This is a genomic window from Eubacterium callanderi (assembly GCF_900142645.1).
Classification (GTDB): Bacteria; Bacillota; Clostridia; order Eubacteriales; family Eubacteriaceae; genus Eubacterium; species Eubacterium callanderi.
This window is the reverse complement of the sequence record NZ_FRBP01000002.1, coordinates 291,979-316,602: the sequence shown is the minus strand read 5'-3', so window position 1 is coordinate 316,602 and position 24,624 is coordinate 291,979. Positions and strand designations below refer to the sequence as shown.

Below are 24,624 nucleotides of genomic sequence, written 5' to 3'. Positions count from 1 at the left end.
TTTATTATATGGGTATACCAAGAGAAAGGAGGCTCACATAATGGAGCTACTAAGAATTGAAAATCTATGCAAGGTCTACGGTACAGCAGAAAATCAGGTTACAGCCCTCGACCATGTTTCACTTACAATCGAAAAGGGAGACTTTACCGCAATTATCGGGTCATCCGGTTCAGGTAAATCCACCCTGCTTCATATGATTGGCGGTGTGGACGTGCCCACCAGCGGAAAGGTATTCCTGGACGGGCAGGATGTATACGCCCAGAGCAATGATAAGCTGGCAATCTTTAGAAGACGACAGGTCGGGCTCATCTATCAGTTCCACAACCTTATTCCCACACTCAATGTGGTGGAAAACATCACCCTGCCGGTTTTGATGGACAAGCGGAAGGTTAACCAGAAAAGATTGAACAACCTGCTGTCACTGCTTGGCCTGAAAGACCGCCAGACACATTTGCCCAATCAGCTTTCAGGCGGCCAGCAGCAGCGTGTTTCCATTGGCCGTGCTCTGATGAACGCCCCGGCGGTCATGCTGGCCGATGAGCCTACAGGCAGTCTGGACAGCCGGAATGGCCATGAAATTGTCAATTTGTTAAAGCTGAGCAATAAAAAATATGGGCAGACCCTTATCCTCGTCACCCATGATGAAAATATCGCCCTTCAGGCAGACCGTATTATCGGCATATCTGATGGCAGGGTTGTGCGGGATGAAAGGGTGCGGCCATGAACATTTTTAACAAAGTCACACTGCAGAGCCTGAAAAAGAGCCGCACGCGGACAATTGTAACGATTATCGGAGTGGTTTTATCTGCTGCCATGATCACGGCAGTCGCGACCTTTGCTGTTTCTCTGCAAAATTATCTGGTAAACAGCTCAGCAGTGAAATACGGCAGCTGGCATGTCGAGTTTCTGGATGTGGACTCCGCATTTGTTCAGGAGCGAAGCCAGGATAAGGGGGTTAAAAACACCGCGGCCATTGAAAACATTGGCTACGCAGTGTTAAGTGATGGTGAAAATCCAGATAAGCCTTATCTCTTTGTAACAGGCTTTAATGAAAAAGCCTTTGAAGATCTGCCCATCAACATGATTTCCGGCAGGCTGCCGCAAAACAGCAGCGAGGTTCTTATCCCAGCACATCTCTCGGCCAATGGCGGTATCAACTACGCTGTGGGAGATACGATTTCCCTTTCAATCGGAGACCGTGTGGACGGAAACGGAAAGCTCACGCAGCACATTCCGTACAATGCAGAAGCCGAAGAAACATTGGTGCCAAAGGCAGAGAAAACCTACACAGTTGTTGGAATCTGTGAAAGGCCCAGCTTTGAGGAAGCCGCGTCGCCAGGATATACCTTGATCACGGCGGCGGACCCTGCCGATCAGGCGGACAGTTTTAACGTCTTTGTCACCCTTGATAACCCGCGGGAGGTTCAGCGCTACGCAAAGGATAAAGCCGGCGGCTACAGCACCATTTTTAACGACTATGTGCTGCGTTTTATGGGGCTATCGGATGATACGCTGTTTAACACATTATTGTATTCCGTTGGCAGTATTCTGGTTGTTCTGATTATGCTGGGCTCGGTTTTTCTGATCTACAACGCCTTTAACATCTCGCTGAATGAGCGTACACGCCAGTTTGGCATACTCGCATCTGTGGGAGCCACATCAAAGCAGCTGCGGAATTCTGTGCTGTTTGAGGGGGTCTGTATCGGTGCGGTTGGAATACCCATCGGCTTGGCTGTCGGCATTGGAAGCATCACCCTTGTGATTTCCCTCATCGCCGGCAATTTCAAAAATATTCTCTCAACCGATGTGCCCCTACTCCTGACAATATCAGTACCGGCCCTTATCGCCTCAGCGGTGATCAGCATGATCACGATTTTAATTTCGGCTTATATTCCAGCGCGGAAGGCCGCAAGAAGACCTGTGCTGGAGAGCATACGCCAAACAAACGAGGTCAGAATTGAATCTAAGGCTGTGAAAACCTCCGGCTTTGCGCAGCGTGCTTACGGTCTGGAGGGAATGCTTGCCCTGAAAAATTTCAAGAGAAATAAAAAGCGCTATCGCAGTATTGTGCTGTCTCTTACCCTGAGTGTGGTGCTGTTTGTGTCAGCAAATGCCTTTGGAGAAACCCTCAAGCAGGCCGCCAGGCAGTCTGTTGTCGATTCGGATTATGACATCTGTTTTACCACGCAGAATATGGATGAAAGCGACCTGTTCCGGCTCTATGACAAATTGAAAGCGGTGGACGGGGTATATGAAAGCTCATATCAGGCAGTATCAACCTACTCCTGCGCCGCCAGAGCCAGTGATTTTTCGGAACGCTACCGCGAAGCTCTTGGTCTGACTTCCCCAGACGAAACAGTCGATTTGCCGCTGGATATCCAGTTTGTTGAGGATCGCGTTTATCTGGAATTTATCAAAGACCTGGGATTGCCTGCAGAGGAATATACTGGACAGAACGCAAAAATGACCGCTGTTGCCAAGGCAAAGGGTGAGAGCGAACAAGCGGGTAAGAGCTCGCTGTACAATCTATTTGACCACTCATCCATGAATTTCACTGTCATGCCCGGATCAGGTAATGGAACAGCGGAAGAGCCAGGCAAGGCTGTGAGCCTGACCTTTGTCGATACCATACCGGTTGACACACTCCCAAGACAATCCTCCAGTGTAAAGGATGCTACCTTTATGATTGTCGCGCCTTATCAGCTGAAAAGTAGTTTTGAGCCTGGGGGTGATGCCGTAACAGGCCTGACCTTCCGGTCAGAAAACTCCGCGCAGTCGGTGGCTGAGATGAAAAAAATGATCCAGAGTGAGGGGATTACCTCAAATTATAACCTCTACAATGCGAACGAAATATTTGAGCAAAACCGCAATATCGTATTTGTTGTGGATGTGTTCACCTATGTTTTTGTCTTTATGATTTCGCTGATCGCCACAGCCAATGTGTTCAACACGATCTCTACAAATATTAAGCTTCGCAGACGGGAATTTGCCATGCTGCGTTCTGTGGGAATGTCTGATCGCGATTTCAATAAAATGATGAATTTCGAGTGTGCCTTTTTCGGCATGAAGACACTGCTGTTTGGTGTACCGATAGCGGTACTGTTCTCGTGGCTGATCGATAAGGGCATGGTCGCAGGCGGCGCAGAGATTGGCTTTATATTCCCATGGGCCAGTCTCATTATCAGTGCACTCGGCGTGTTTTTTCTGGTGTTCATCACAATGCTGTATGCGACACGAAGTATAAAAAAAGAAAATATCATCGACGCCCTTCGGGACGATATGACCTGATAAAAAGAAAAATAGAAAAATGATAAAATAAGCAGCTTTGAGAGCCGGAAGTTCCTGTTTGAACTTCCGGCTCTTTGTGTGTTGTGTTTATTGCCAATGAAGTTTTATTTTCAGAAAGAAAAAGCCTTAGTCTTTACATTTTTCAATGGCAAAAGACATGAGTAAAACCCAATTGGTCATGCTTTCGGATAAATCCAGACCGGTGAGCGCAGTAATCCGGGTCAGTCGGTATTGAAGCGTGTTGCGGTGGATAAAGAGCTGTTCAGCCGATTGCTTCTGATTACACCTTGTGACAATAAAGGTACGCAGTGTTTCATAATATTCGGTATGATGATTTTGATCGTGAAGCTTTAGCTGTTTCAGGGCAGGATGGCAGTACCAGTCCAGTGGATATTTACCCGTATAGTTTTCAAGAAGAGCATAAAAGGCATAGCTTGTAAAATTCACCACTCGATTTTTATCCTTATGCTTTTCCGCAAGCTTAATTACGCTGACAGATTGGTTAAAATAGTGATGAAAATCCATAATGTCTGAAAAACGCCAGCTGATTCCAACACGGGCGTTGTCCTGCAGCGCCAGCCTTTCCAGGGCTTCACGCTGGAGGGAATCAACGCCTGAGGTGAGTGTACAGATATAGCCCTTTTTCTGCACGAGATGACCCTCTGGAAAAATGCTGTGCATTTCCTGTGAAAAGGCCCGTTTAATATACCGGTTATCATACCGGTCAACCAGGCGCGCGGTTACAGCCTGCATTTCTGAGGGAAAAACAAGGCCCTTCAGGCTGGCAGGACTGTTGTCTGCGTCGCCGTCAAGCAGGGAAAAAAGCGCGGTGGCGTAAGGCATATCCTGTAGAGATACCGGCGCCTGTGGATGATTACGAATGTAGGCGGTGTAGATAAGCTTGGCCAGTATGGGAAGCGTCTGCTGATGCATGGCGCAGATAGGCGTGTGATGGGCAACCATCACCAGGGCAGCCATTACATGCCGGTCCTCTTCAATTCGCGCGACGAGCTTGGGCTGTATGTCGCCCTCCAGGGTAATCTCCTGCACAGGCAGACCAGCGCGGCTCCAGTCCTGCATGGCGTCATTGGCACAGACCTTTCGAGAAAAGTCGCCGGTGTACGAGCCTTGACGGATATTTTCGGACCACAGGGGATCCATGATTTCAAAGTTGCTGGAATGGCACAGCACAGCGCCAAAAATATCAATAAGAATGAGCGCGTTTCCGATATAACGCGCTGCCGTGTTTAGAATGCGTTCCATATCCGAAGCGTTACTGGACAAATCGATAAGTTTAAGTAAATCCTCCTGGATAAAAGGAGCCGCGGGTGCACAGAGTTCATTTGCCAACAAGAAAAATCCTCCTTATAGAAAAATACAGATTTGACACCTGGGTTTTAATGATTTGTGCATTATGCATAAATTATCAACGTTTTTTCGGGTTTGTAACCGATATACATTATTCAGTCATGATGATATCATAAATATATAAGAAAAACAATCGGATAAAACAGGAAAAGGAGTGAAGAGAATGATTACATCATATGAGATTTTTGTACCGGTTATTATGGGAAGCGGTTCATCAATGCGCACTGGCATGAAGGTGCGGGAAATGGGATGTTTAAAAACTTTGGTCATTTATGACAAAGGAATGAAGGATACTGGCATCGCGGACCGCATTCTTGACAGCTTGCATGAAGCGGGGCTGGAAACCGTGATTTTTGACGGCGTGGTGCCAGATCCACCGGATACAATGGTGGAGGCGGCAGCGGAAGAAGCAAGGAAAGCCGGGGTCGACAGTATTGTGGCAGTTGGCGGAGGAAGTGCCATTGATACGGCTAAAGGCGTCAATGTGCTTATCAATAATCCGCCTCCACTCAGCAATTATTGCGGCGGTGTGCAGAATGGGTTGAAGCCTGGTCTGAAAATGGTATTTATCCCAACAACCAGCGGTACCGGCAGCGAAGTGACAAACATGTGTGTCATCTCTCTTGTGGCACAGAAGAAAAAGGACAGTGTCGTTTCACCAGTATGTCTGGCTGATTTAGCGATTGTGGACCCGGACCTCACGCTGGGGCTTCCCCCTAAGATGACTGCCGCAACAGGAGTCGATGCCTTTGCTCACGCGGTGGAATCACTGACCGGCGGACAGGCCAACCCGATGGCAGACGCGCTTGCGCGGGAAGCGATCCGGATGATCGTTAAATGGCTCCCAATCGCCATTGAGGATGGAAAAAACCTGGAGGCGCGTGAGCATATGATTTTAGCTTCCACCTTTGCCGGGATGGCCTTTACCAATGCGCTGGTACACATGGGGCATTCCATTGGGCATACGTTTGGCGCCCTTTTTCACCTTCCGCATGGCATCGCCTGTTCTCTGGCGCTGCCGGAGGTTATTTGCTATACAGCAAAAACGGAGGCACATAAGGTCCGTGAAATCTGCGACTGTATGGGTGTAGAAGTGTCCGCGGACGCGGATAATATGGCTGTGGGAGAAATAGCCCGCGAAGCGATTCGAGGATTTTTGAAAAAAGCTGGAATGCCGAATATGAAAGCGCTGGATATTCCCAAAGAACCCCTGGGCGATATCGCAAAAGCAGTGACTCAGGATATTGGGTATGCCATTATCCCTTATCGTATCAGCGCTTCAAAAGTACACGAGCTGCTTCTGCATGCTTATGACGCATAAGAGAGAGGAGAATGAAGCAATGTGGAAAAAAATAACATTGGAAATGGATACACTTTCAGTTAACAAACTGCCCTTGGACGAAGAATACCGTCTGCTGGGAGCGCGGTCGCTGGTAGCAGAGTATTTAATCCGAAATGTTCAGCCAACCTGCAATGCCCTAGGGCCGGAAAACAGAATTATTTTTTGTACGACCTTGTTTGCCGGCACACCAATGACGACTGCCGGACGGCTTTCGGTAGGGACAAAAAGTCCGTTGACTGGAGGAATCAAAGAAAGCAGCGTTGGTGGCTGGGCAGCAACGCTGATGGCAGGACAGGGAATAAAGCTGATCGAGGTTCTGGGTCAGTCTGATGGTCTGTATTATTTATATATTGACCCCGAAGGGCAGGTGTCATTGGAGGATGCCTCCGATTATCAATTAATGGGTAATTATGCTTTTAGTGCAGCGATGCGTCAAAAATATGGTGAGAAAACCGCGGTCATGTCTATCGGACAGGCTGGAGAACGCCAGTACAAGGCTGCATCTATTCAGGTGACTGAATTTGGCGAGGGTTACCCGTCACGTGCTGCAGGGCGCGGAGGCGTTGGTGCAGTTATGGGGAGTAAAGGATTGAAGGGGATTGTTATTGCAAAGGCCACAGAGACCTATAAACCAGAATACGCTGATGAAGCACTTTTTAAAAAAGCCTGTGGGAAAATTAATAAAATGATTGCTTCTGGCGCATCGAAGGATCCTTTTCATAATATTGGAACCATCTCAACCATTGAGGCAACCAGTAAAACAGGAATATTGCCAGTTCAAAATTTTTCAGGCCGTCTGATGGCTGACTGCAGCGGCGTTAGCGCGCAGACTTTTTTGACGAATCTGGCAAAGCGGGGCGGCTGCAATAAAAAGCCCTGCCAGCCTGGCTGTGTGGTACAGTGCTCCAATGTTTATAATGATGAAAAAGGCGATTATCTGACCTCTGGATTTGAGTATGAGACAGTGGCCCTCTTTGGACCAAACTGCATGATTACTGACCTGGATGTGATTGCCCGCATGGATCATCTTTGTGATGATATGGGAATTGACACCATCGAAATGGGAACAGGGATCGCGGTTTGTATGGAGGCGGATAAACTGGAATGGGGCGATACGGCAGCTGCCTATGCACTGCTTGAGGAAGTACGTGATGGCACAGAATTCGGTAGGGTGCTGGGGAACGGTTGCGAAAGTGCCGGAAAACACCTTGGCTGTGAGCGCATACCGGTTGTTAAACATCAAGCATTGGCAGGATATGATCCGAGAAATACAAAGGGAACAGGCGTTACCTATTCCACAAGCCCACAGGGGGCCGACCATACTGCTGGTCTGACCATGGGCCGGGCCTTTGATGACGCTGGACGCGCAGGGCAGGCCTATGCCTCAAATAAGCTGCAGTCTGTACTGTGCTTTGCGGACAGTATGATGTGTCTCTTTGCTTTTTCCAATTGTATTCCAGGGGTGCCTCATCTTGCAGAAATGATGGAAGGGCTTTATGGAGGAAGCTGGAAGCCCGCAGATCTTCTGGGACTGGGCATCAAATGCCTGATGACAGAAAAGAAATTCAATATGCTGGCTGGAATGACTACTGCGGATGACAGACTGCCTTCATTTTTTTATGAAGAGCGCTCCAGAGCCACCGGTTCTCAGTTTGACTTAATTGATGAAGAGCTGGACGCAATCTTTGAATTCTAATGGTAACCGTTATTGATCCTTTTGGAAATCAGATTCAAATTGATTTTCAGTCTGGCATGACCATCAATCAGGTGTTAGAGAAAGCACAGGTGGTTTTGAACAGACTGGATATTGTCTTAATGGATCAGAAAAAGATTATCCTCCCGCCTTTTGAAACAGAAGTGCAGGATAAAAGTATAATTCGTGTCCTCAGAATTGTCAGCGGTGGTTAATAACAATGACTCTGCCAGAAGTGTTGGAAAGATGGACGGATCAAAAATCTGAATAAGTAAATAAAAGGCCACTCTTTCGTGATAAAGAGTGGCCTTGTTTTTTTACAGCCCGATGCCAAATTTATTTAAGTAGCCCATAATAAAGATAAAGAGAATCACAAAAGGTAAAATCCAGGTTACATAAAAACGGATACCTTTTGGAAATTTTAAGCCGTTGCCAGTATTGGCCTCTTTAATAAAAGCATCCCAGCCCCAGCCTTTTTTAGATACACAGAACAGCAGATAAATAAGAGAGCCGAGCGGCAGCAGGTTATTGCTGACGATAAAATCTTCAAGGTCGAGAATACCAGTGCCTGAGCCCAGTGGCTGAAAGTCTGAAAGCACATTAAAACCGAGAATACAAGGCATGGATAAAAGAATTATGGCAGCCAGATTAATCAGGACAGATTTTTTTCGGCTGAAGCCCCAGCGGTCAATGGCAAATGAAATAATGTTTTCAAACACAGCAATAACCGTTGACAGCGCAGCAAAGCTCATGAACACAAAGAAAAGAGCGCCCCAGACCTGTCCCATGGGCATTTCGTTAAAAATGTTGGGAAGTGTCACAAAAATAAGGGCAGGCCCTTCGTTAGGCGCGACGTTGAAAGCAAAACAGGCTGGAAAAATAATTAACCCAGACATAATAGCAACAGCAGTATCAAGCAGTGTGACACGAAGAGCTTCGCCGCCAAGTGTGTGGTCTTTTCCGATATAGCTTCCAAATATCGCCAGTGCGCCGATTCCAAGCGACAGGGTAAAAAACGCCTGGCCCATGGCCGCGAAGATCGCCTCGCCTAAAATCATGTTTCCCTGAGAATCATACATCAGGTTATTGAAATCCGGCATTAAATAAAATTTCAGACCTTCCGCAGCACCTTCCAGTGTGATCGCGCGTCCGACCAGAATAATCATGACTGCCAGCAGACAAATCATCATAACCTTTGTGATCTTCTCGACTCCGTTTTGAAGCCCGCGGGAACAAACCCCCATACAGATCAATACTACGATGACCATAAAAACAGTCATCAGGACAGGCTGTCCCATCAGGTTCCCGAATTCTGCGGAAACACCATCGGCATTTAAGCCGACAAAATCCCCCTTGGCCATTTTAAAGAAGTAAAGCAGCAGCCAGCCGGCGATGGTGGTATAAAACATCATCAGCAGGTAATTTCCTGCGATACCGAAAAAGCTGTATAGATGCCATTTTGTCCCTTTAGGTTCTAATTCGTCAAAGGAACGGGCAATACTTTTCTGACTGGCACGACCGACAGAAAACTCCATGACCATGATCGGCAGGCCCATGATAATTAAAAACAATAAATACAGTAAAACAAAAGCAGCGCCGCCGTATTTTCCAACAATATATGGAAAGCGCCAGACATTTCCCAAACCGATGGCACAACCTGCCGAAATCAGCAGAAAGCCCAGGCGGGATGAGAAGGTTTCTCTTTTTTGCATATTACATACCTCCTTTGCAAAAGTTTTCTTTTTAAATAAGTCCAACTTTTGAATTATATCAGAAAACCTTAATAGGGTCAATGGATGGAAAAAAGTACATAAAAAGGACAGGAATCTTCCTCCTGTCCTAAGAAATAAAGTGTTCTATTTTTTTGTGGGATGTTTGACTTCAGCTTCTTCGCTTTCAGAATCATAAAGATTTTTGAAAATTTCCGCTGCTTTTATTCCAGCCTTTGCATAACTTTCACCAACAGCGATCCCGGTTTCCTTATAGGCATTTCCGATGTTTTTTCCAGATTGAATAATATTCTTAATTTCTTTTTTTAAACTTGACATTATTTTATCCGCCTTTCATAATATTTTGATCAGTTTTTCTTGAATTTTTATGACAACAATATTATACTTTTATTTGAATCTATACACAATGTATAAAGTTTGGATGCTTTGTATGAAGTTAAATAAAATTTAAAAAAATGTATGAATTTGAATTAATTATCCCAGAATTATTTACATTATTTAGAAAGGGAAAAGTATGGTCGGGGAAAGACGAGATGTGCGAAAATCTAAAGAGGCAATTAAGAATGCTTTTATTCAGCTCATTATCAACCAGGATATTCGAAAAATAACAGTTAAGGATATTCTGACACTTGCAGATGTGAGTCGGGGAACCTTTTATGCGCACTTTCTGGATATTTACGATGTCCAGGAGCAGGTTGAAAATGACTTGATGGACCACTGCATACAGGTTATTGGAGAAAATAGCATTGACAATATTATCGATGATCCTTATCCACAGGTTTTGAGATGTATACAGTTTTTGGTGGAACATGCTGAAACCATTCGGAGTCTGTCCCAGGGAAATCAGAATGGAGCGTTCATTACCAAATACAAGGTGATTTTGAAAGAAGGACTTTTCAGAAGTTCCCATTCAATTACAAACAATGTCACCTTATCCGTTGTGGATGCCTGTATCGTCGGTGCGGTCGTGGAAGGGGGGATGGAAAAGATTATACGTGGTATTCCTTTGAATGCCGAGGAGACGGCTCGGATAATCAGCCGTTTTATTTCACGTGGGATAAAGGGAATGATCGAATAAAAAAGCCCCTTCGGAAAAACCGAAGGGGGGATATGTTAACTCAGGATTAAATAAAATCTGTTTAAGCAATGAGTGGAATTCCGGAAGCAACAGCTTTAGCCAGGTAAGCGTGTTTATTGAGACGGCGCCAGGTGATGCCATTAAATCCAGCTCCGCCAAGCATTTGCCAGATTTCTTTTTCAGAATACATGCGGATTTCTGTAACCTCATTGATTGGCTTACAGAAATTGTTGAGATAGCGCAGTGTAGCGCCAAGATAGGTGTCGCAGATAACCAGAATTCCCTTTGGCTTAAGTACGCGGTGTACTTCCTTCAAAACATTATCTGGGTAGGGATAGTGATGAAAGGTTGAAGTGCTGACCACAACGTCGAACTGATTATCTTCATAAGGGAGACACTGTGCGTTCCCAAATTTGAAAGATACGTTTTTGCCTTCCAGGCGTTCTTTAGCGCCATTCAGACGATCCAGAGAATAGTCAAAACCGCAGGCTTCCATGTCTGGAAATGTTTCAAAAAGCTGTTCAAGCATTTTTCCGCCTCCGCAGTCAAGGTCGAGCAACGTTTTAAATTCGTGCCCTTCGAGGGACTCCACAACTTCCTGACGACAGTCATGGGAATATTGTTTAAACTCACTGGTGTTAAACATTGCCGCTAAAACATCTCTACTGATAACAGATTTTTTTTCTGATTTTTCCTTGATACTCATAATAATACTTCCTTTCGGCTTCCTGTGCCTACAGTGTAGCACTTTTCAAATCAAAAATAAACCTTAAAATTCACTTTGATTTAAAAATACTGTATACATAAAGTGAATGAAACGAAAGATAAAAAACTTGCAAAAATGCTTTTATTAGAAGTCTTTTGAGCATTTAAAATGGAATTTAATTTAAAAATAATTCTTTCAAAACGAATGCCAAAAATTGCATTTATTGGAATAATTTGAAATGATACGATAAAGTGCCAAAGCAGTCAAAATGAAGTGAGTTTTAATAAATCTTAAAAAAATCTTAAGCAATAAAGAAGACCGCCTTCGCGGTCTTCTTAAATTGGATAATAGGTATTCAAAAAATCTTCACGCTGCTTCCAATCCGGCATCAGGTTGCCGAGGGCAGAGTTAAAACCAAAGTCATGGCTGGGATATTTAAAATGAATCATCTCATGCAGTGCAATATACTCAATACAGGGAACAGGAACTTTGATGAGCTCCAGATTCAAGATCAAAATTTTGCTTTTAGGAGAACAGGAACCCCAGCGGTCCAACATACGGTAGATTCTGAGCTGCGGCATCTGGAGGCAGTATTTTGCCGCCTTTACGATGGCTTCGGCCAGAATGGGAACAAAAACCTCTCGGGCCTGTTCACGGTACCACATATCCAAGGCCAGCTCTTTTTGCTTGCGGTTACCCGGATCGTTGACCTCCATGATCATATTTTCGCCCTGTATACGTACACTGGGTTCTGCAGTTGTCTGCATGACAGAGAGGGTATAGAAATGCCCCAGGTATTTATGTCGTTCGCCGGTTTCGTAGCGGTATACTTTATTGTGTTCCGGCGTAATTTTTTGTCCTTTAAACATGATGCTACCTCCAAATCTTTTTTAATTATACACGTTTTCAGCAGCCTGGGGTTAATAAATAGTTGGCGGGAAAAGGGAATAATTTGTGGATATAAAAATTTATCTTAACTTATGAAATTTATATTCATATTTCGATTTGCGGGAACTCTTATAAATGGTATAATAATAACATTGTCTGTTTAGGACAAAATCATTACGCTCATAACAAAGGAGAGAAAACAATGGAAACCAAACTCAGTGTTACGTTAATCGAGCATACCCCCGAACCAGAAAAGCTTGTGGCTGCTGCTGCTAAACTCTGTTATTCCCACGCTGGTGCTGCGGAAATTATGGAGGATCTGACCCCGGAAAATGTAGATAAATTTTTAAACCGCCTGATGGATATGGGGCACGCTTCTCCTATTGAACATGCCAGTTTTACTTTTGCGATTGAAGGTGTAAGCCGTGCTCTGACTCACCAACTGGTACGACACCGGATGGCGAGCTTTAGCCAGAAATCTCAGCGTTATGTTACGGAGGGTCAGTTTAATTACATTGTACCTTATGAAATCGCCAATATTCCAGAGGCGAAGGAGGAGTATATCCGCGCCATGGAAAACGCCCAGCATTCCTATGACGTGATTGCTGAAAAGCTCATCGAAAAGCATAAGCACGAATTAATGGCAGAAGGAAAATCTGAAAAGCAGGCTGCAAATATGGCAGAAAAGCAGGGGATCGAGGATGCCCGTTTTGTACTGCCAAATGCCTGTGAAACAAAAATTGTGGTCACTATGAATGTCCGTGAGCTGCTGCATTTTTTTAATCAGCGTTGCTGCATGCGCGCCCAGTGGGAAATCCGCGCATGTGCCATTGCCATGCTGGTAGAATGCCGCAAGGTTGCACCGATCTTATTTAAAAATGCCGGTCCACGCTGTGTGGAAGGCCCTTGTCCTGAAGGCGTAATGAGCTGTGGCAAGATCAATGAAGTTCGAGAAACCTTTAAAGCTTTATAAGGACAGGTGTGCATAAAAATTAAAAAAGGTTGGAAAAAGTATGAATGACATTCAAAATCCATTAAAGCTGAACATTATTTTATCACTGGTCGCATCTATTTTGGGCATCCTGGTGGTCTTTGTACCTGGCATGGTGGCGGATATCGGTCCATACCAGTTCTATTGCAATTATTTTGGAATTATCCTGATCGCCGGCGGTATTCTCTTCGCTCTGTTTTATTTCAAGCGCTACAAAGCGTTTGAAAGCTTTATGAAAAGCGACGAAGAAAAAATCTGTTGGGAATATGATGATGCTTTATATGAAAGCTTTATTGGCGAGCTCAATGCAATCCAGAAAAAGGCCAGTAAAAAGAAATTTTTTATTCTGCTGGCGATTATTGTTGTTTTATCTGTTATCCTGTTTTTTATGTTGGGTGAAGAAAGTAAAATGCTGGCTGTAGCCTTCGGAATGTTCTTTGCGGTCACAGCGATAGTATTTGTGCTAATTGCGCCAAACTCTTTCCGCTTGAGAGCGACCAATAAACCCTATTGTTCCATTATCGGTGTGGATCAGGCCTACATGATGGGCCGTTACCATTCCTGGAACCGTGCCAGAGCGAAGGTAAAGGAGCATGACAATGGACAACATGTTTACCGAGTGCTGGCCATCAACTATGAAGCCATGACGGTCAATGGTAAACTTTTTAGAGAATGGAACGCTTTGATGCCCAATGAAAATTCTGAAACAATTCAGATTGCCAAGGGGATGGCCAATAAAATAAATCGACGTACCAAGGAGTTTGAAGGTAAAGGCAAAAAGAAAGATATCCTGGAACGTCTTTTTGATAAAATGCTTGGCCGTTCTGATGGCGCCAAGGATGATAAAAAAAGCAAGAAAAAAGACATCTGACAAAAAATCTTAAACATTCCGGTAATTTTTCCGGAATGTTTTTTTGTGTTTGAAAAGCCTTTAATATGCAAATTTTGTTGAATGAAAATATTTTATACCGTTCTCTATGGTAGACAGAGATATATCCGTATGGTATAATAAACCATACCCCCAAAGTAGAAGGTTTTAAGGATATAAAATGAAGCGTCAAATTTTACAGAAAAGCTCCCCAAAAGAGGAGAAAAACAACCTTTTTTATTATACACTTCTGCGAATCTTAATTTTGGTGTTTGCAGCGATGCTGGTTGGATCCATGATTTTAACGTATTTTTTCAACTTGGATACCTATCAAAATAACCTCAGGCACCAAACAGAAACCGCAGAAGCGATGCTTGCAGACACTATTGATCATCTGGGTGATGAAACCCTTTATCTCAGCACCAGCACCAGTATTATTACACTGCTGGAAGGTGGGGATGGTATCGCTGATGGTGATGGTAACGAAAAAGAAGCAATCTATGTGGTCGAAGAGGCTGTAAAGCTGATGCCGAATTATGTTGGTATGCGTATTTTGGGAAAAGATAATCAGATTTATCTTAAAAATACTGCGCTTCAGATCATTGATGAGCTGGATAACAGTGCAATGAATAATTCGCCGGATTATTTTAAAGACACTCCATATCGGGTAGACTTTACCACGTATAAAGATGAAGCGGTGGTAGAGGTATGCGCTCCGGTCTGGTCTGCAGGCAGCGAGTATCTTGGCTGTATTAGCTTGTATTATGATAATGATTTTATCAGTCTGCCCGATAACGAAAATGGGCGGAGCACGATCCTGTTTGACAGCAACAGCTGGATGCCAGTGGCAACAAAAGGGGATCTCAGTCTCAGTGATGCTAATGAAGAGGTGGTCAATTGCTCTGGACTTCTGGAAGGAATGATTGAAACCGAAAACACGTATGAATCTTTCACCTATGTTAATTCGGATGGGCAAAAGATGATGGGATTTGTGGCCAGGGACGCACAGTACCCTATGGCACTTATGACCTCTGTAAGCAGTCGGGTGATCTTTCAGACGATTTTGAAATATTCGGCCTATCAAATTATTTTGACCATTATCTTGATGAGTATTTTTGGTTTCGTTCTTTATTATTTTTACAGCCGGATGAAGCGCCCGGTTCTTGAAATGAAGGAACGATGTCAGCGCAGGTCTGAGGGTGAGGAAGAGATTGACTTTGGCCATTATAACGATGATGACTTAAATGCCTTGTCCGATACTCTGTTAAGCTATTGTAAAAAACTTGAAAAGTCTGCTTTCATAGACTTTCATTTGAACTTAGCAAATTTTTCAAAAGGTTACCAGGATATTCTTCGTTTTATTCGAAAAGGCGAACCTTTTACAGTCTATATGCTCGATGTGGCAAATTTTGGAAAGTACAACCGTATTTTCTCAATTGAAACTGGAAATAAGATTCTTTTAAGCATCAGCAGTGGACTTCAAAAGATTTTTGGTGAGCAGATATATCACGTCTACGGTGACCGGTTTATGGGAATAAATGCTATGCAGGATTGCGATGATGGAATTCAGCTGGAACTGCAAAAGTTGATGGACTCAGAGATAACCGTTGGTGCGGCAAGCTTTCAGCTTAAATATAAGGTTGGTGTCTGCCGTTATCCTGAACATGGTGACAATGCCAGTGAATTGGTGAGGAAGCTCTGGCAGACACTGAGATTTGCAAAAAATACAGCGAGGAAGGGGTCGTCATTTATAATCAGACAGTGCTTAACGATGTGGAACGTGAAAGTAAAATTCTTGAACTGTTAAACAGACAAATCGAGCTTCAGGATTTTGATGTCTGGTATCAGCCGGTTTATGACTACAAGAAGAAATGCTATACAACGGCTGAAGCCCTGATGCGGCTTCAGGATGAAAATGGACAGTACATTCCACCTTATGAGGCTATACGGGTGGCCGAAAAGAATAATCTTGTAACAGAGGTCGGAGAACTGGTATTGACAAAAGCCTGCCAAACCATGAAGTTTTTGTCTGACCAGAAAACGAGTATTGAAAATATTACGGTGAATCTGTCGGTGCAGCAGCTGGTAGATCAGAATTATGGGAAGAAAACGTTGAATATTATCCGTGAATCTGGTATTACGCCAGACCGGATTTGTGTGGAAATCACAGAAGCCCTGCTCTTGCAGTCTTTCCCGGCGGCCATTGATGTCCTGAACCAGATGCACGCAGCCGGAATTCGCATTGTTTTGGACAATTTTGGATCAGGTGAAGTCAGTATTTCATATTTTTCTCAGGTTCCTTTTGCTTTTGTTAAGCTGGACCATCGTCTAGTGCAGCAGGTACAGCAGAATCAGGAACAGTTTGAGTTTGTTCAAAAAATGGTCGAGATGATCAAGATTAAAGAGGTAAAGGTCGTCGCAGAGAGGGTTGAAACAAAAGAAGACCTGAACTGGATGATTCGCTGTGGGGCAGATTATGTACAGGGATATTACTATTCCAAGCCTCTTGAAGAAAATGATTTTTGGGAACTGGTTAAAAAGAAAAGCTAAGCAAAAATAAAGGGGGCATCGCATTTCGCGGTGCCTCCTTTATTTTATGCTAAATCGATTTTATCCAGAATGCCGGACAGATGCGCAATGGTAACGCCGTAGTTACACATTGGCACGCCCTGGCTCCGGGCTTGTTCGACTCTGGAGAGCACATGCTTGCGGTTAAACATGCAACCGCCGCAGTGAATCACCAGGTTATAAGGCGTCAGGTCCTGAGGAAAATCATTACCGGCTACGATGTCTACGCCCAGCCCCTTTCCGACACGCTTTCTGAGCATACTCGGGATTTTTTCGCGGCCGATGTCCTCCTCAAGAGGCGCATGGGTACAGGCCTCTGCAATGAGAATCCGGGAGCTTTCTGTCAAACAGTCAAGAGCTCTGGCACCTGCAACAAAGTAATCCAGGTCTCCCTTATAGGCAGCAAACAATACCGAAAAGGAAGTGAGCTTGCTTTCAGGAGGTTTTTTATCATAGATGGTTTTAAAGACCTGGGAATCGGTGATGATGAGCCTTGGTGGGGAAGCCAGGCAAGCAAGGGCTTCGTCAAAACGATCAGCAGTAGCGCTGTGGACAATACACTTTTTATCCAAAAGTTCGCGGATAGTCTGTACCTGCGGCAGGATAAGCCGTCCCTTAGGCGCCTGAGTATCCTGTGGCATGACCAGCATGACCAGATCGCCGTCTGCGCAAAGGTTACCGGTAATACTCTCAGCCTCGTGGTCTTTGGGTAGGGATCGGATTAATGCTTCTCGTATACGGTCCATGCCCTCTTTTGTTTTTGCGCTGACAATCAAAGGAGGCACTCCAAGCCGGGCTTTGATTTCAGAGGCCAACAGCTCAATATCTGTCAGAATATCGGATTTATTGATGATGGGGATAACGGGTGTATTTCGTTTTTTAAAGGCATCAATCCAGTTGTATTCTTCTTCAGTATGGGTATCGCCCCAGACTATAAGGGCAATATCGGTTTTATCCATGGCCTTGCGGGTCTGTCCAACACGCATTTCGCCAAGCTCACCGATGTCATCAAATCCGGCAGTGTCGATAAACATACAGGGCCCGATGCCATGGATTTCCATATATTTGTAAACAGGGTCGGCGGTGGTGCCGGCCACGTCTGATACCAGTGCGATTTTCTGACCGGTCAAAGCATTGATCAATGAGGATTTGCCGCTGTTGCGTTTTCCGTAAATCCCAATATGGAGCCGGTTCGAACGAGGGGTAGATGTTAAACTCATAAATACTCCTTTTTAATGTCTGCCAAACAATCAGAAGCGGAAATCCCGCTGGCCCTGGGAGATAGCCTTGAGGTTTTCAATGGCGATATTTCGCACTTTATCCTTTGGAATGTCCTTTAATTCCTCGTTAATGACAAAGTCCCCTTTGGCTTTGGTATCGGGGCTGGCGTAGTCCTCAAGGTATTCTTTCAGTGTGATCAGTGCGTTGGGCTGACAGCAGTTGGCAATCTGTCCAGCCTTTACCAGACTCATAAACCGGTCGCCAGTACGTCCCTCGCGGTAACAGGCCGTGCAGAAGCTTGGAATATAGCCAAGTTGTAACAGCCAGTTGACTACTTCATCAAGGGTACGAGTATCACTGACATCAAACTGGGCAGAGTTATCCTCTTTCTTTTCGGGCTCGACATAGCCGCCGACAGAGGTGCTGGAGCCTCCGCTGATTTGGGAAATACCCAGATCCAGAACCTTTTCACGGGTTTTCTGGGATTCCCGGGTTGAGATGATCATCCCTGTGTAAGGCACAGCAATGCGGAGAACCGCGACGATTTTCTGGAAGATTTCATCAGAGATGGCATCGGAGAAGGAATCGGGGTTAATATCGTCCGCAGAGCGGATACGCGGTACAGAGATGGTGTGCGGCCCGACGCCCTTTGCGGTTTCCAGGTGTTCGGCGTGCATTAAAAGCCCTATGAAGTCGTAACGGTACATATTGAGCCCGAATAGAACGCCGATGCCCACATCATCAATACCGCCATCCATGGCGCGGTCCATGGCTTCAGTATGGTAAGCGTAGTCATGCTTTGGCCCTGTAGGGTGCAGTTTTTCATAGTTTTCTTTATGGTAGGTTTCCTGGAATAAAATATAAGTGCCAATACCGGCATCTTTAAGCTTTTTATAGTTTTCTACTGTGGTGGCAGCAATGTTGACATTGACACGGCGGATGGCGCCGTTTTTATGTTTGATGCCGTAAATAGTCTTGATGCTCTCCAGCACGTACTCAATGGGATTGTTGGCTGGATCTTCGCCGGTTTCCAGAGCCAGACGCTTATGTCCCATATCCTGGAGGGCAATTACCTCATCGCGTATTTCTTCCTGGGTCAGTTTTTTTCGCCGGATATGCTTGTTCTGACGGTGATAAGGGCAATAGACACAGCCATTGATACAGTAGTTTGACAGGTAGAGCGGGGCAAACATGACGATCCGGTTGCCATAAAATTTCTGTTTAATTTTCTTGGCGAGGGAATACATTTTTTCATTTTCATCCTCAAGCTCACATTCCAGCAGCACAGCGGCTTCCCGATGGGTCAGGCCTTTGCAGTCTTTTGCGCGCTCAATGAGGCTGTCGATGAGCTCTCTGTTATTTTTGTTGGCCTCTGCGTATTCAAGAGTTTCTAAAATTTCTTCGTGGTTGATGAATTCAGTTGCGGTTGATGATTCCTTATTGTACATTTTGATACTTCCTTAGCTAAACTTATTTTTTGACCGCGTCACCGCGGTCTACAGCCAGATTATAGCCGATCCGGCGCATACGCTTCTGAAGGCAGGAACGGCACTCGGCCGCCTCGTCTCTGGTACAGATTTTGTTGTCATACAAGGCATATTTTTTTCGTACTGTAAGGGGTGACAGATTTGGCATGACCACATTGGCACCTGCCAGCACACCTTTTTCACGGCCGCTGGGGTCAATGGTTCCCAGGGCAGTAGTTGCCGGTATCAGGGCATTTGGCAGCATGAGGCGGATCAGACCAATTAAGAAAAGGGTTTGCTCCAGAGTACCTGCCCTTTTTTTGCCAAAAGGGGTATCCTTTTGGGGAATAAAAGGCCCTATGCCCACCATGGATGGTTCCAGTGCTTTCATGAATAAAAGATCCTCGGCCAGATGCTCAGCCGTCTGTCCGGGTGAACCGACCATCATGCCTGTGCCTACCTGATAGCCGATGGATTTAAGATTATACAGACATCTCTGGCGTCTTTCGGGAGAAAGCGCTTTGGGATGCAGAGTATGATAATGTGAAAAATTTGCTGTTTCATGCCTTAAAAGATAACGGTTCGCACCGGCAGCGTAAAGACGTTTATAGGATTCGGCGCTGCGTTCGCCCAATGACAGGGTAATGGCGCAGTCAGGATAGGTGTGGCGGATACGTCCGACGATGCGGCACATCCGATCATCGTTAAACCAGGGGTCCTCACCGCCCTGGAGAACGAAAGTTCTGAAACCCAGTTTGTAGCCAGTGGCACAGCAGTCCATGATGTTATCCTCGGAAAGCCGGTAGCGTTTTACACAGCCATTACCTCTGCGGATACCGCAGTAGTAACAGTCGTTTTTACAGTAGTTAGAGAATTCAATGAGTCCTCGGGTGTAAATCCGGTTGCCATAATATTTTTGAGCCTGGCTACGGGCCTTCTCAAAGAGAAAGGCCGAGAGCTCCGGTGTCTGTTCGGTAATCAGTTGAATCCATTCGTCCTTTTCTAGCGACTCATTTTGTTCCAGCTTACAGATTAGTTCTTTCATTGTTTACTGTGATGGCAATTTTGAATAAACGGTTTTGGCATTAACATTTGGCAGCATGCCCAGCTTCCCGGATAATGCGCTGATCACATCCGTGGGGGCATCGACAATGACACTGATGACGGACACATTACGTTGTTTGTAGGGAATGCCCATTCTGCCGATTATAAATTCGGAGTAGTCATGTAAAATGGCGTTGAGACTTTCTACCGAATCGGGGGTTTCAACAATAATTCCAATTAATGCGATTCGTGTTTCCATAGCATCTTCCTTTCTTAGTAATGTAAAAGTATCAAAATGCAAAAGCTCCCTGTGCCGAAAAAGGCTCAGGGAGCGATCATAACAAAATAAGGCTTGCCCAATTTCATTAAAAATGAACACATTGGCAACCCGTGGTTATTTGCCCGCCTTCGCGGTTTGGGAAATCCCTTACCTTCAGCACGATACTTTTGTAAAACTGGCAGCCTTGCTTAGGATTGGCACGAAGCCTCTCGGACAGCCGATCTGCTAGTATGAATTTACTATAGCACAGTTTTTAGTTGGTCGCAATATTTTTTAATTTAAGAACAAAATTTTACTTTTTTTGGCACACTTTAATGAAAATTTTCATTTATCTATGCCACTGAAAAACAGTTTGAAGATATAATGCATAATAGTGAAACGCCACACGACGCATGCCAATACTCCTTTGGCGGTGACAACCGGCACTTTTTTGATTTTTTTGCTCGCGAGCACCTTGGCCACCTCACCGATGAGCTGAAAAATCTGGCCGATGATCAACGCTCCAAAGTTTGGCGCGCCGCCAGTCAAGCTGTACCCATAATAAAAGCGCCGGCGATGACGATTGCCAGAACAAGAATTTTTCTGTGGGTTACCTTGGTTGTTACCATAAAATTTTTGCGTCTCAAAAAGAAAAAGAATTACCATAGACTGGGTATAGGTTACACAATATTCAGAGGTTTCAAGGTTCAGCAGAACCTTTTGCCTGTTGGGGATTAAAAAATACTGTATAATAAAAATTATCTTCCTGCATTTGCCTAATCCATCCCGAAATATAACTTTAAACAATATATTTAGCTTGCTAAGTAAATTAATACAAAGATTCTTTTTGTCAAGGAACAACTAAAAAACGGGCTGCCGATGTAGTCGGAAGCCCGCAGAACCATAAGTTTATTCGGGGTAAATCAGATTGTCGTCAGTCAGATTCATTAAAACTTCATCAAGAAATTTTTTAGATTCATACTTTGCCATACCCAGATTCATATCAAGATAATTACCGCAGTCTCTCGGGGCAGCGCCGGGGACATCCCCCTCAAAATCAGCCATAAACTTAAAGAGGTCTGTTACCAGAGGCACCACGTCATTTGAGGTCAGGTCACCTTTCATCAGCAGGTAATAGCCGGTGCGGCAGCCCATGGGCCCAAAATAGACGATTTTTTCACTGAGTTCAAGGTCATTGCGCAGATAAGTAGCACCGAGATGTTCGATGGTGTGAAGCTCGGCGGTATTGATAACCGGCTCGCGGTTTGGCTCCTTCATGCGGATATCAAAGGTGGTGATGCAGTCATCTCCGCAGTAATCCTTACGTGAAACATAGATTCCACGCAATAAATCAATATGGTTAACAGTAAAGCTTGCGATTTTTTTCATGATGTTTCTCCTTTATCATTTAAATAGACGTTAAGCGTCTCAAGATAATGTACCAGAATATTGCCGCAGGAATGAATCTGATATTTTTTATCAAAGGCGGCGTAGGGAATGGACTTGCGGCCATCCTTTTTGGCTGCGTCCCAGTAAGCCTTTAAAGTCTCATAGGGCAATAAGTAGTGTTCATCAAATAGTTTAAACCAAACGATGAGAAAAGACAAGCCCTCCTGTCGGTTAAAGGCGTCCATGAACTCGATCTGATGCTCGTGAATATTGGCGATAGGGAGCCGTTTCTGGTTGGTTTCCTTGGCGTCAAAACAGATGGGAATACCCTGGACATTGCCCATATAGTCGACGGTGCTCTTTTCTTCAAAATAAGCCAGCTTAATAGTTCCTTTGCCCGGGTCCAGCTCTATGGGCTTAATGGCGGTTGGAAGTTTTTGGACAACGGCCAGCCCCTGCTCAAGATAAATTTTGTTAGTCTGGTTAATGCATTCCTCAAGATAACTGCCGCGCAGGCCGCGGCTGTGCCAGTATCCCATATTAAAGTGCCTCCCTATCCAGATTTAATTCCTTTAAAAGCTGCTTAAAGAGCAATGGATAAGGGGCTGTGAAGTCATATTCCAGGTCTTTTATGGCATAGTGGCGGCTGTGCAGCAGATGGTGCTTTAAGCCGTATTTCTGGCTAAAATGCCGGTTGATGGAAGCGTCGCCATACTTGTAGTCGCCGATGATGGGAAAGCCGTAGTCGGCAAGCTGTGAGCGAATCTGGTGTGAACGCCCGGTGTGAAGGGTTATTTCCAGAAGTGTGAACTTGCCGTTATTCATGAGAGGACAGTAGTCCAGACGGACCTCCTTGGCTCCTTTCTCAGACTGACTCTGGATTGCTGATTTGTTTTCAATGGTGTCCTTGGTTAAAAAGCCGGTAAGAGTACCGGGCTTTTTTAGTACACCCAACACAATAGTATGATATTCTTTTAAAGCCTGACGCTCCCGGATAGCAGCATTCACGGTCTGTAGGGTTGGGTAGTCCTTTGGCATGAGGATAATACCGCTGGTATTGCGGTCCAGCCGGTTGGAAATGACGACTTCAAAAGCTTTAGTATCAGTCGCATTTTTTTTCAGGTAGGTCCGCGCCGCGTCGATCAATGAAATATTGCCGGAGGAATCTGCCTGGCTTAAAAGGCCGGCGGGCTTGTTGACGACCAGCAGATGGTCATCCTCATAGACCGGAGGTTCAAATATTTTTTTGATTTCCGGTTTCAGGTCAAAATGCCGCTGTACTTTTTTTTCCTGAAAGCCTGCGATGGTTTCTTCGGAAAAATAGACTTGGACGGTGTCACCGCTATGGATCATGTCTTTGGGCTCGGCCCGGACGCCGTTAAGCTTGATTCTTTTTTTGCGCAGCATCTTTTGCAAAAAATTTCTGTCCGCCAGGGGCATGAGCTTGGACAGGTATCGGTCAAGACGCTGGTTTCCTGAGTTTTCATCAATGGTATATTGTTTCATTAAACTTCCTTATTTTTTATAGATTATAGAATGATTATACCATAAAAAAATCCGGAATGCCGCGCATTCCGGATGGATATTTAGTTTTGTTTAAAGCTTGCCTGCGCAGCCCAGGACATCCTTCAGCTTATGGGCAACCATGGCTTTAATGGCGGTGCGGCCTGGTCCAAGGTACTCTCTTGGGTCAAAGACCTGCGGCTGTTCTACAAAGACTTTACGGATAGAGGCAGTCATGGCCAGTCTCAGATCTGTGTCGATATTGATCTTGCAGACGCCCCATTTGGCAGCTTCACGCAGCATATCTTCTGGGACACCCTGTGCGCCTGGAATGGCGCCGCCGTACTGGTTACACAAATCGACAAATTCTTTGGGAACACTGGAAGATCCGTGGAGTACCAACGGGTAGCCTGGCAGCAGGCCGGAGATTTTTTCCAGTCTTGGAAAATCCAGCTTTGGAGTGCCTTTGAATTTAAAAGCACCGTGGCTGGTGCCAATGGTAATGGCTAAGGAATCACATCCTGTTCTTTCGACAAACTCGACAGCTTCATCCGGATCAGTAAAGGAGGCTTCATGGTCACCTACATTTACGGCATCTTCAATGCCTGCCAGTTTTCCAAGCTCGGCTTCCACGACTACACCGTGATCATGGGCATAGGCGGCTACTTTTTTAGTCAATGCGATATTTTCTTCAAAGGGATATTTAGAGCCGTCGATCATGACAGAGGTAAAGCCTCCATCAACACAGGATTTACAGATTTCAAAATCTGCGCCGTGGTCCAGATGCAGGCAGATATCCAGATCTGTGGTTTCAACCGCTGCTTCAACCAGCTTTTTTAGATAAACTGGATTGGCGTATTTTCGGGCACCGGCGGATACCTGTAAAATCAAAGGGGCCTGCTCTTCCTGCGCTGCTTCAACGATCCCCTGGATGATCTCCATATCGTTTACATTAAAAGCGCCTATCGCGTACTTGCCTTCATATGCTTTCTTAAACATTTCAGTAGAAGTTACTAGTCCCATTTCAAACCTCCTGAGTCGTAGCTCGTTTAAATTTGTTTGATTTATTTCACTTACTAGTATACTCTTGTTGGGTCATTTTAACAATACAAAACTTTTGAATTAATGAAATTTTAATAAAAATCCCGGTAAAAACAGGAAAAAAGGACTGTTTTTACCGGGAACATTTTTGTCCGCAGCGGGATTGAAAGAGCGCATAAGA

At 44.9% G+C, this 24,624-nt stretch carries 24 protein-coding genes; 11 read left to right on the top strand and 13 right to left on the bottom strand.

From position 1 onward, the window contains the following. The first annotated feature begins 40 nt into the window (after positions 1-40). Together BUC22_RS03785 and BUC22_RS03780 are read left to right on the top strand one after the other, a co-directional pair. The gene (locus BUC22_RS03785; RefSeq protein WP_013381663.1) at positions 41-724 is read left to right on the top strand and encodes an ABC transporter ATP-binding protein; all 684 of its coding nucleotides are present in this window, start codon (positions 41-43) and stop codon (positions 722-724) included. Beyond that, the gene (locus BUC22_RS03780; RefSeq protein WP_013381662.1) at positions 721-3,288 is read left to right on the top strand and encodes an ABC transporter permease; all 2,568 of its coding nucleotides are present in this window, start codon (positions 721-723) and stop codon (positions 3,286-3,288) included. Before BUC22_RS03785 ends, BUC22_RS03780 begins: the two co-directional genes overlap by 4 nt. 126 nt (positions 3,289-3,414) lie before the next feature. On the opposite strand, the gene BUC22_RS03775 is transcribed toward BUC22_RS03780, so the two are convergent. After that, positions 3,415-4,638 (bottom strand): helix-turn-helix domain-containing protein, encoded by a 1,224-nt coding sequence (locus tag BUC22_RS03775; RefSeq protein ID WP_123876084.1) that lies wholly within the window; start codon positions 4,636-4,638, stop codon positions 3,415-3,417. A gap of 181 nt (positions 4,639-4,819) precedes the next feature. On the opposite strand from BUC22_RS03775, the gene BUC22_RS03770 reads away from it, so the two are divergent. From BUC22_RS03770 to BUC22_RS03760, 3 genes are read left to right on the top strand one after another with little or no spacing between them, the layout of a single operon-like run. Further along, positions 4,820-5,977 (top strand): iron-containing alcohol dehydrogenase, encoded by a 1,158-nt coding sequence (locus tag BUC22_RS03770; RefSeq protein WP_013381660.1) that lies wholly within the window; start codon positions 4,820-4,822, stop codon positions 5,975-5,977. 19 nt (positions 5,978-5,996) lie between these two features. Continuing rightward, positions 5,997-7,694, top strand: coding sequence for an aldehyde ferredoxin oxidoreductase C-terminal domain-containing protein (locus tag BUC22_RS03765; RefSeq protein ID WP_013381659.1), 1,698 nt, complete (start codon positions 5,997-5,999; stop codon positions 7,692-7,694). Then, entirely contained in the window at positions 7,694-7,906 is a 213-nt protein-coding gene (locus BUC22_RS03760) for a hypothetical protein (protein WP_013381658.1), read from the top strand. The genes BUC22_RS03765 and BUC22_RS03760 overlap by 1 nt, the downstream gene beginning before the upstream one ends. 102 nt (positions 7,907-8,008) lie before the next feature. Here the strand turns inward: BUC22_RS03760 and BUC22_RS03755 are convergent, their stop codons facing one another. Together BUC22_RS03755 and BUC22_RS03750 are read right to left on the bottom strand one after the other, a co-directional pair. Next, a complete protein-coding gene (locus BUC22_RS03755) occupies positions 8,009-9,403 on the bottom strand; it encodes a sodium-dependent transporter (protein ID WP_013381657.1) in 1,395 nt (464 codons plus the stop codon). A gap of 144 nt (positions 9,404-9,547) precedes the next feature. After that, entirely contained in the window at positions 9,548-9,739 is a 192-nt protein-coding gene (locus BUC22_RS03750) for a hypothetical protein (protein ID WP_013381656.1), read from the bottom strand. A gap of 217 nt (positions 9,740-9,956) precedes the next feature. On the opposite strand from BUC22_RS03750, the gene BUC22_RS03745 reads away from it, so the two are divergent. Continuing rightward, positions 9,957-10,499, top strand: coding sequence for a TetR/AcrR family transcriptional regulator (locus tag BUC22_RS03745; protein WP_143163927.1), 543 nt, complete (start codon positions 9,957-9,959; stop codon positions 10,497-10,499). A gap of 61 nt (positions 10,500-10,560) precedes the next feature. Here the strand turns inward: BUC22_RS03745 and BUC22_RS03740 are convergent, their stop codons facing one another. Both BUC22_RS03740 and BUC22_RS03735 read right to left on the bottom strand, forming a co-directional pair. Beyond that, positions 10,561-11,205 (bottom strand): class I SAM-dependent methyltransferase, encoded by a 645-nt coding sequence (locus BUC22_RS03740; RefSeq protein WP_013381653.1) that lies wholly within the window; start codon positions 11,203-11,205, stop codon positions 10,561-10,563. Between the two features lie 335 nt (positions 11,206-11,540). Further along, a complete protein-coding gene (locus BUC22_RS03735) occupies positions 11,541-12,074 on the bottom strand; it encodes a M48 family metallopeptidase (protein WP_013381652.1) in 534 nt (177 codons plus the stop codon). A 221-nt stretch (positions 12,075-12,295) separates the two neighbouring features. On the opposite strand from BUC22_RS03735, the gene thyX reads away from it, so the two are divergent. From thyX to BUC22_RS03715, 4 genes are all read left to right on the top strand, one after another. Further along, positions 12,296-13,066, top strand: a complete 771-nt coding sequence (thyX, locus tag BUC22_RS03730; protein ID WP_013381651.1) for an FAD-dependent thymidylate synthase — start codon at positions 12,296-12,298, stop codon at positions 13,064-13,066. 40 nt (positions 13,067-13,106) lie between these two features. Continuing rightward, on the top strand, positions 13,107-13,955 hold the full coding sequence (locus tag BUC22_RS03725; RefSeq protein WP_013381650.1) for a hypothetical protein: 849 nt from the start codon (positions 13,107-13,109) through the stop codon (positions 13,953-13,955). Between the two features lie 178 nt (positions 13,956-14,133). Beyond that, entirely contained in the window at positions 14,134-15,759 is a 1,626-nt protein-coding gene (locus tag BUC22_RS03720; RefSeq protein ID WP_073382367.1) for a GGDEF domain-containing protein, read from the top strand. Beyond that, positions 15,726-16,502: an EAL domain-containing protein gene (locus BUC22_RS03715; RefSeq protein WP_207663157.1), complete on the top strand. Its 777-nt coding sequence runs from the start codon at positions 15,726-15,728 to the stop codon at positions 16,500-16,502. The genes BUC22_RS03720 and BUC22_RS03715 overlap by 34 nt, the downstream gene beginning before the upstream one ends. A gap of 44 nt (positions 16,503-16,546) precedes the next feature. Here the strand turns inward: BUC22_RS03715 and hydF are convergent, their stop codons facing one another. The 4 genes from hydF to BUC22_RS03695 are packed head-to-tail and all read right to left on the bottom strand — an operon-like array spanning position 16,547 to position 20,510. Next, positions 16,547-17,740 carry a [FeFe] hydrogenase H-cluster maturation GTPase HydF gene (gene hydF, locus BUC22_RS03710; RefSeq protein WP_013381648.1) on the bottom strand — a complete coding sequence of 398 codons (1,194 nt, stop codon included), beginning with the start codon at positions 17,738-17,740 and terminating at the stop codon, positions 16,547-16,549. A gap of 30 nt (positions 17,741-17,770) precedes the next feature. After that, complete coding sequence (gene hydG / locus BUC22_RS03705) at positions 17,771-19,189, bottom strand: [FeFe] hydrogenase H-cluster radical SAM maturase HydG (protein ID WP_013381647.1); 1,419 nt, start codon at positions 19,187-19,189, stop codon at positions 17,771-17,773. A gap of 22 nt (positions 19,190-19,211) precedes the next feature. Further along, positions 19,212-20,252: a [FeFe] hydrogenase H-cluster radical SAM maturase HydE gene (hydE, locus tag BUC22_RS03700; protein ID WP_073382363.1), complete on the bottom strand. Its 1,041-nt coding sequence runs from the start codon at positions 20,250-20,252 to the stop codon at positions 19,212-19,214. A 3-nt stretch (positions 20,253-20,255) separates the two neighbouring features. Continuing rightward, positions 20,256-20,510, bottom strand: a complete 255-nt coding sequence (locus BUC22_RS03695) for a TM1266 family iron-only hydrogenase system putative regulator (RefSeq protein ID WP_013381645.1) — start codon at positions 20,508-20,510, stop codon at positions 20,256-20,258. A gap of 384 nt (positions 20,511-20,894) precedes the next feature. Between BUC22_RS03695 and BUC22_RS22195 the strand changes: the two genes are divergently transcribed. Beyond that, positions 20,895-21,248: a hypothetical protein gene (locus BUC22_RS22195; protein WP_123876083.1), complete on the top strand. Its 354-nt coding sequence runs from the start codon at positions 20,895-20,897 to the stop codon at positions 21,246-21,248. 171 nt (positions 21,249-21,419) lie between these two features. On the opposite strand, the gene BUC22_RS03685 is transcribed toward BUC22_RS22195, so the two are convergent. The 4 genes from BUC22_RS03685 to fba form a co-directional block, all read right to left on the bottom strand. Beyond that, the gene (locus BUC22_RS03685; RefSeq protein WP_073382361.1) at positions 21,420-21,899 is read right to left on the bottom strand and encodes an S-ribosylhomocysteine lyase; all 480 of its coding nucleotides are present in this window, start codon (positions 21,897-21,899) and stop codon (positions 21,420-21,422) included. After that, complete coding sequence (locus BUC22_RS03680) at positions 21,896-22,438, bottom strand: Holliday junction resolvase RecU (protein ID WP_013381642.1); 543 nt, start codon at positions 22,436-22,438, stop codon at positions 21,896-21,898. The genes BUC22_RS03685 and BUC22_RS03680 overlap by 4 nt, the downstream gene beginning before the upstream one ends. Before the next feature lies 1 nt (position 22,439). Further along, complete coding sequence (locus tag BUC22_RS03675) at positions 22,440-23,405, bottom strand: RluA family pseudouridine synthase (RefSeq protein ID WP_013381641.1); 966 nt, start codon at positions 23,403-23,405, stop codon at positions 22,440-22,442. Positions 23,406-23,495: 90 nt separating this feature from the next. Beyond that, positions 23,496-24,425, bottom strand: coding sequence for a class II fructose-1,6-bisphosphate aldolase (fba, locus tag BUC22_RS03670; protein ID WP_013381640.1), 930 nt, complete (start codon positions 24,423-24,425; stop codon positions 23,496-23,498). Between the last annotated feature and the right edge of the window lie 199 nt (positions 24,426-24,624).

What these genes read in the sequence shown, in the direction of transcription:
- BUC22_RS03785 (WP_013381663.1), top strand. Translation starts at nt 41, where the DNA reads ATGGAGCTACTAAGAATTGAAAATCTATGCAAGGTCTACGGTACAGCA.
- BUC22_RS03780 (WP_013381662.1), top strand. Translation starts at nt 721, where the DNA reads ATGAACATTTTTAACAAAGTCACACTGCAGAGCCTGAAAAAGAGCCGC.
- BUC22_RS03770 (WP_013381660.1), top strand. Translation starts at nt 4,820, where the DNA reads ATGATTACATCATATGAGATTTTTGTACCGGTTATTATGGGAAGCGGT.
- BUC22_RS03765 (WP_013381659.1), top strand. Translation starts at nt 5,997, where the DNA reads ATGTGGAAAAAAATAACATTGGAAATGGATACACTTTCAGTTAACAAA.
- BUC22_RS03760 (WP_013381658.1), top strand. Translation starts at nt 7,694, where the DNA reads ATGGTAACCGTTATTGATCCTTTTGGAAATCAGATTCAAATTGATTTT.
- BUC22_RS03755 (WP_013381657.1), bottom strand. Translation starts at nt 9,403, where the DNA reads ATGCAAAAAAGAGAAACCTTCTCATCCCGCCTGGGCTTTCTGCTGATT.
- BUC22_RS03750 (WP_013381656.1), bottom strand. Translation starts at nt 9,739, where the DNA reads ATGTCAAGTTTAAAAAAAGAAATTAAGAATATTATTCAATCTGGAAAA.
- BUC22_RS03740 (WP_013381653.1), bottom strand. Translation starts at nt 11,205, where the DNA reads ATGAGTATCAAGGAAAAATCAGAAAAAAAATCTGTTATCAGTAGAGAT.
- BUC22_RS03735 (WP_013381652.1), bottom strand. Translation starts at nt 12,074, where the DNA reads ATGTTTAAAGGACAAAAAATTACGCCGGAACACAATAAAGTATACCGC.
- thyX (WP_013381651.1), top strand. Translation starts at nt 12,296, where the DNA reads ATGGAAACCAAACTCAGTGTTACGTTAATCGAGCATACCCCCGAACCA.
- BUC22_RS03725 (WP_013381650.1), top strand. Translation starts at nt 13,107, where the DNA reads ATGAATGACATTCAAAATCCATTAAAGCTGAACATTATTTTATCACTG.
- BUC22_RS03720 (WP_073382367.1), top strand. Translation starts at nt 14,134, where the DNA reads ATGAAGCGTCAAATTTTACAGAAAAGCTCCCCAAAAGAGGAGAAAAAC.
- hydF (WP_013381648.1), bottom strand. Translation starts at nt 17,740, where the DNA reads ATGAGTTTAACATCTACCCCTCGTTCGAACCGGCTCCATATTGGGATT.
- hydG (WP_013381647.1), bottom strand. Translation starts at nt 19,189, where the DNA reads ATGTACAATAAGGAATCATCAACCGCAACTGAATTCATCAACCACGAA.
- hydE (WP_073382363.1), bottom strand. Translation starts at nt 20,252, where the DNA reads ATGAAAGAACTAATCTGTAAGCTGGAACAAAATGAGTCGCTAGAAAAG.
- BUC22_RS03695 (WP_013381645.1), bottom strand. Translation starts at nt 20,510, where the DNA reads ATGGAAACACGAATCGCATTAATTGGAATTATTGTTGAAACCCCCGAT.
- BUC22_RS22195 (WP_123876083.1), top strand. Translation starts at nt 20,895, where the DNA reads ATGCATAATAGTGAAACGCCACACGACGCATGCCAATACTCCTTTGGC.
- BUC22_RS03685 (WP_073382361.1), bottom strand. Translation starts at nt 21,899, where the DNA reads ATGAAAAAAATCGCAAGCTTTACTGTTAACCATATTGATTTATTGCGT.
- BUC22_RS03680 (WP_013381642.1), bottom strand. Translation starts at nt 22,438, where the DNA reads ATGGGATACTGGCACAGCCGCGGCCTGCGCGGCAGTTATCTTGAGGAA.
- BUC22_RS03675 (WP_013381641.1), bottom strand. Translation starts at nt 23,405, where the DNA reads ATGAAACAATATACCATTGATGAAAACTCAGGAAACCAGCGTCTTGAC.
- fba (WP_013381640.1), bottom strand. Translation starts at nt 24,425, where the DNA reads ATGGGACTAGTAACTTCTACTGAAATGTTTAAGAAAGCATATGAAGGC.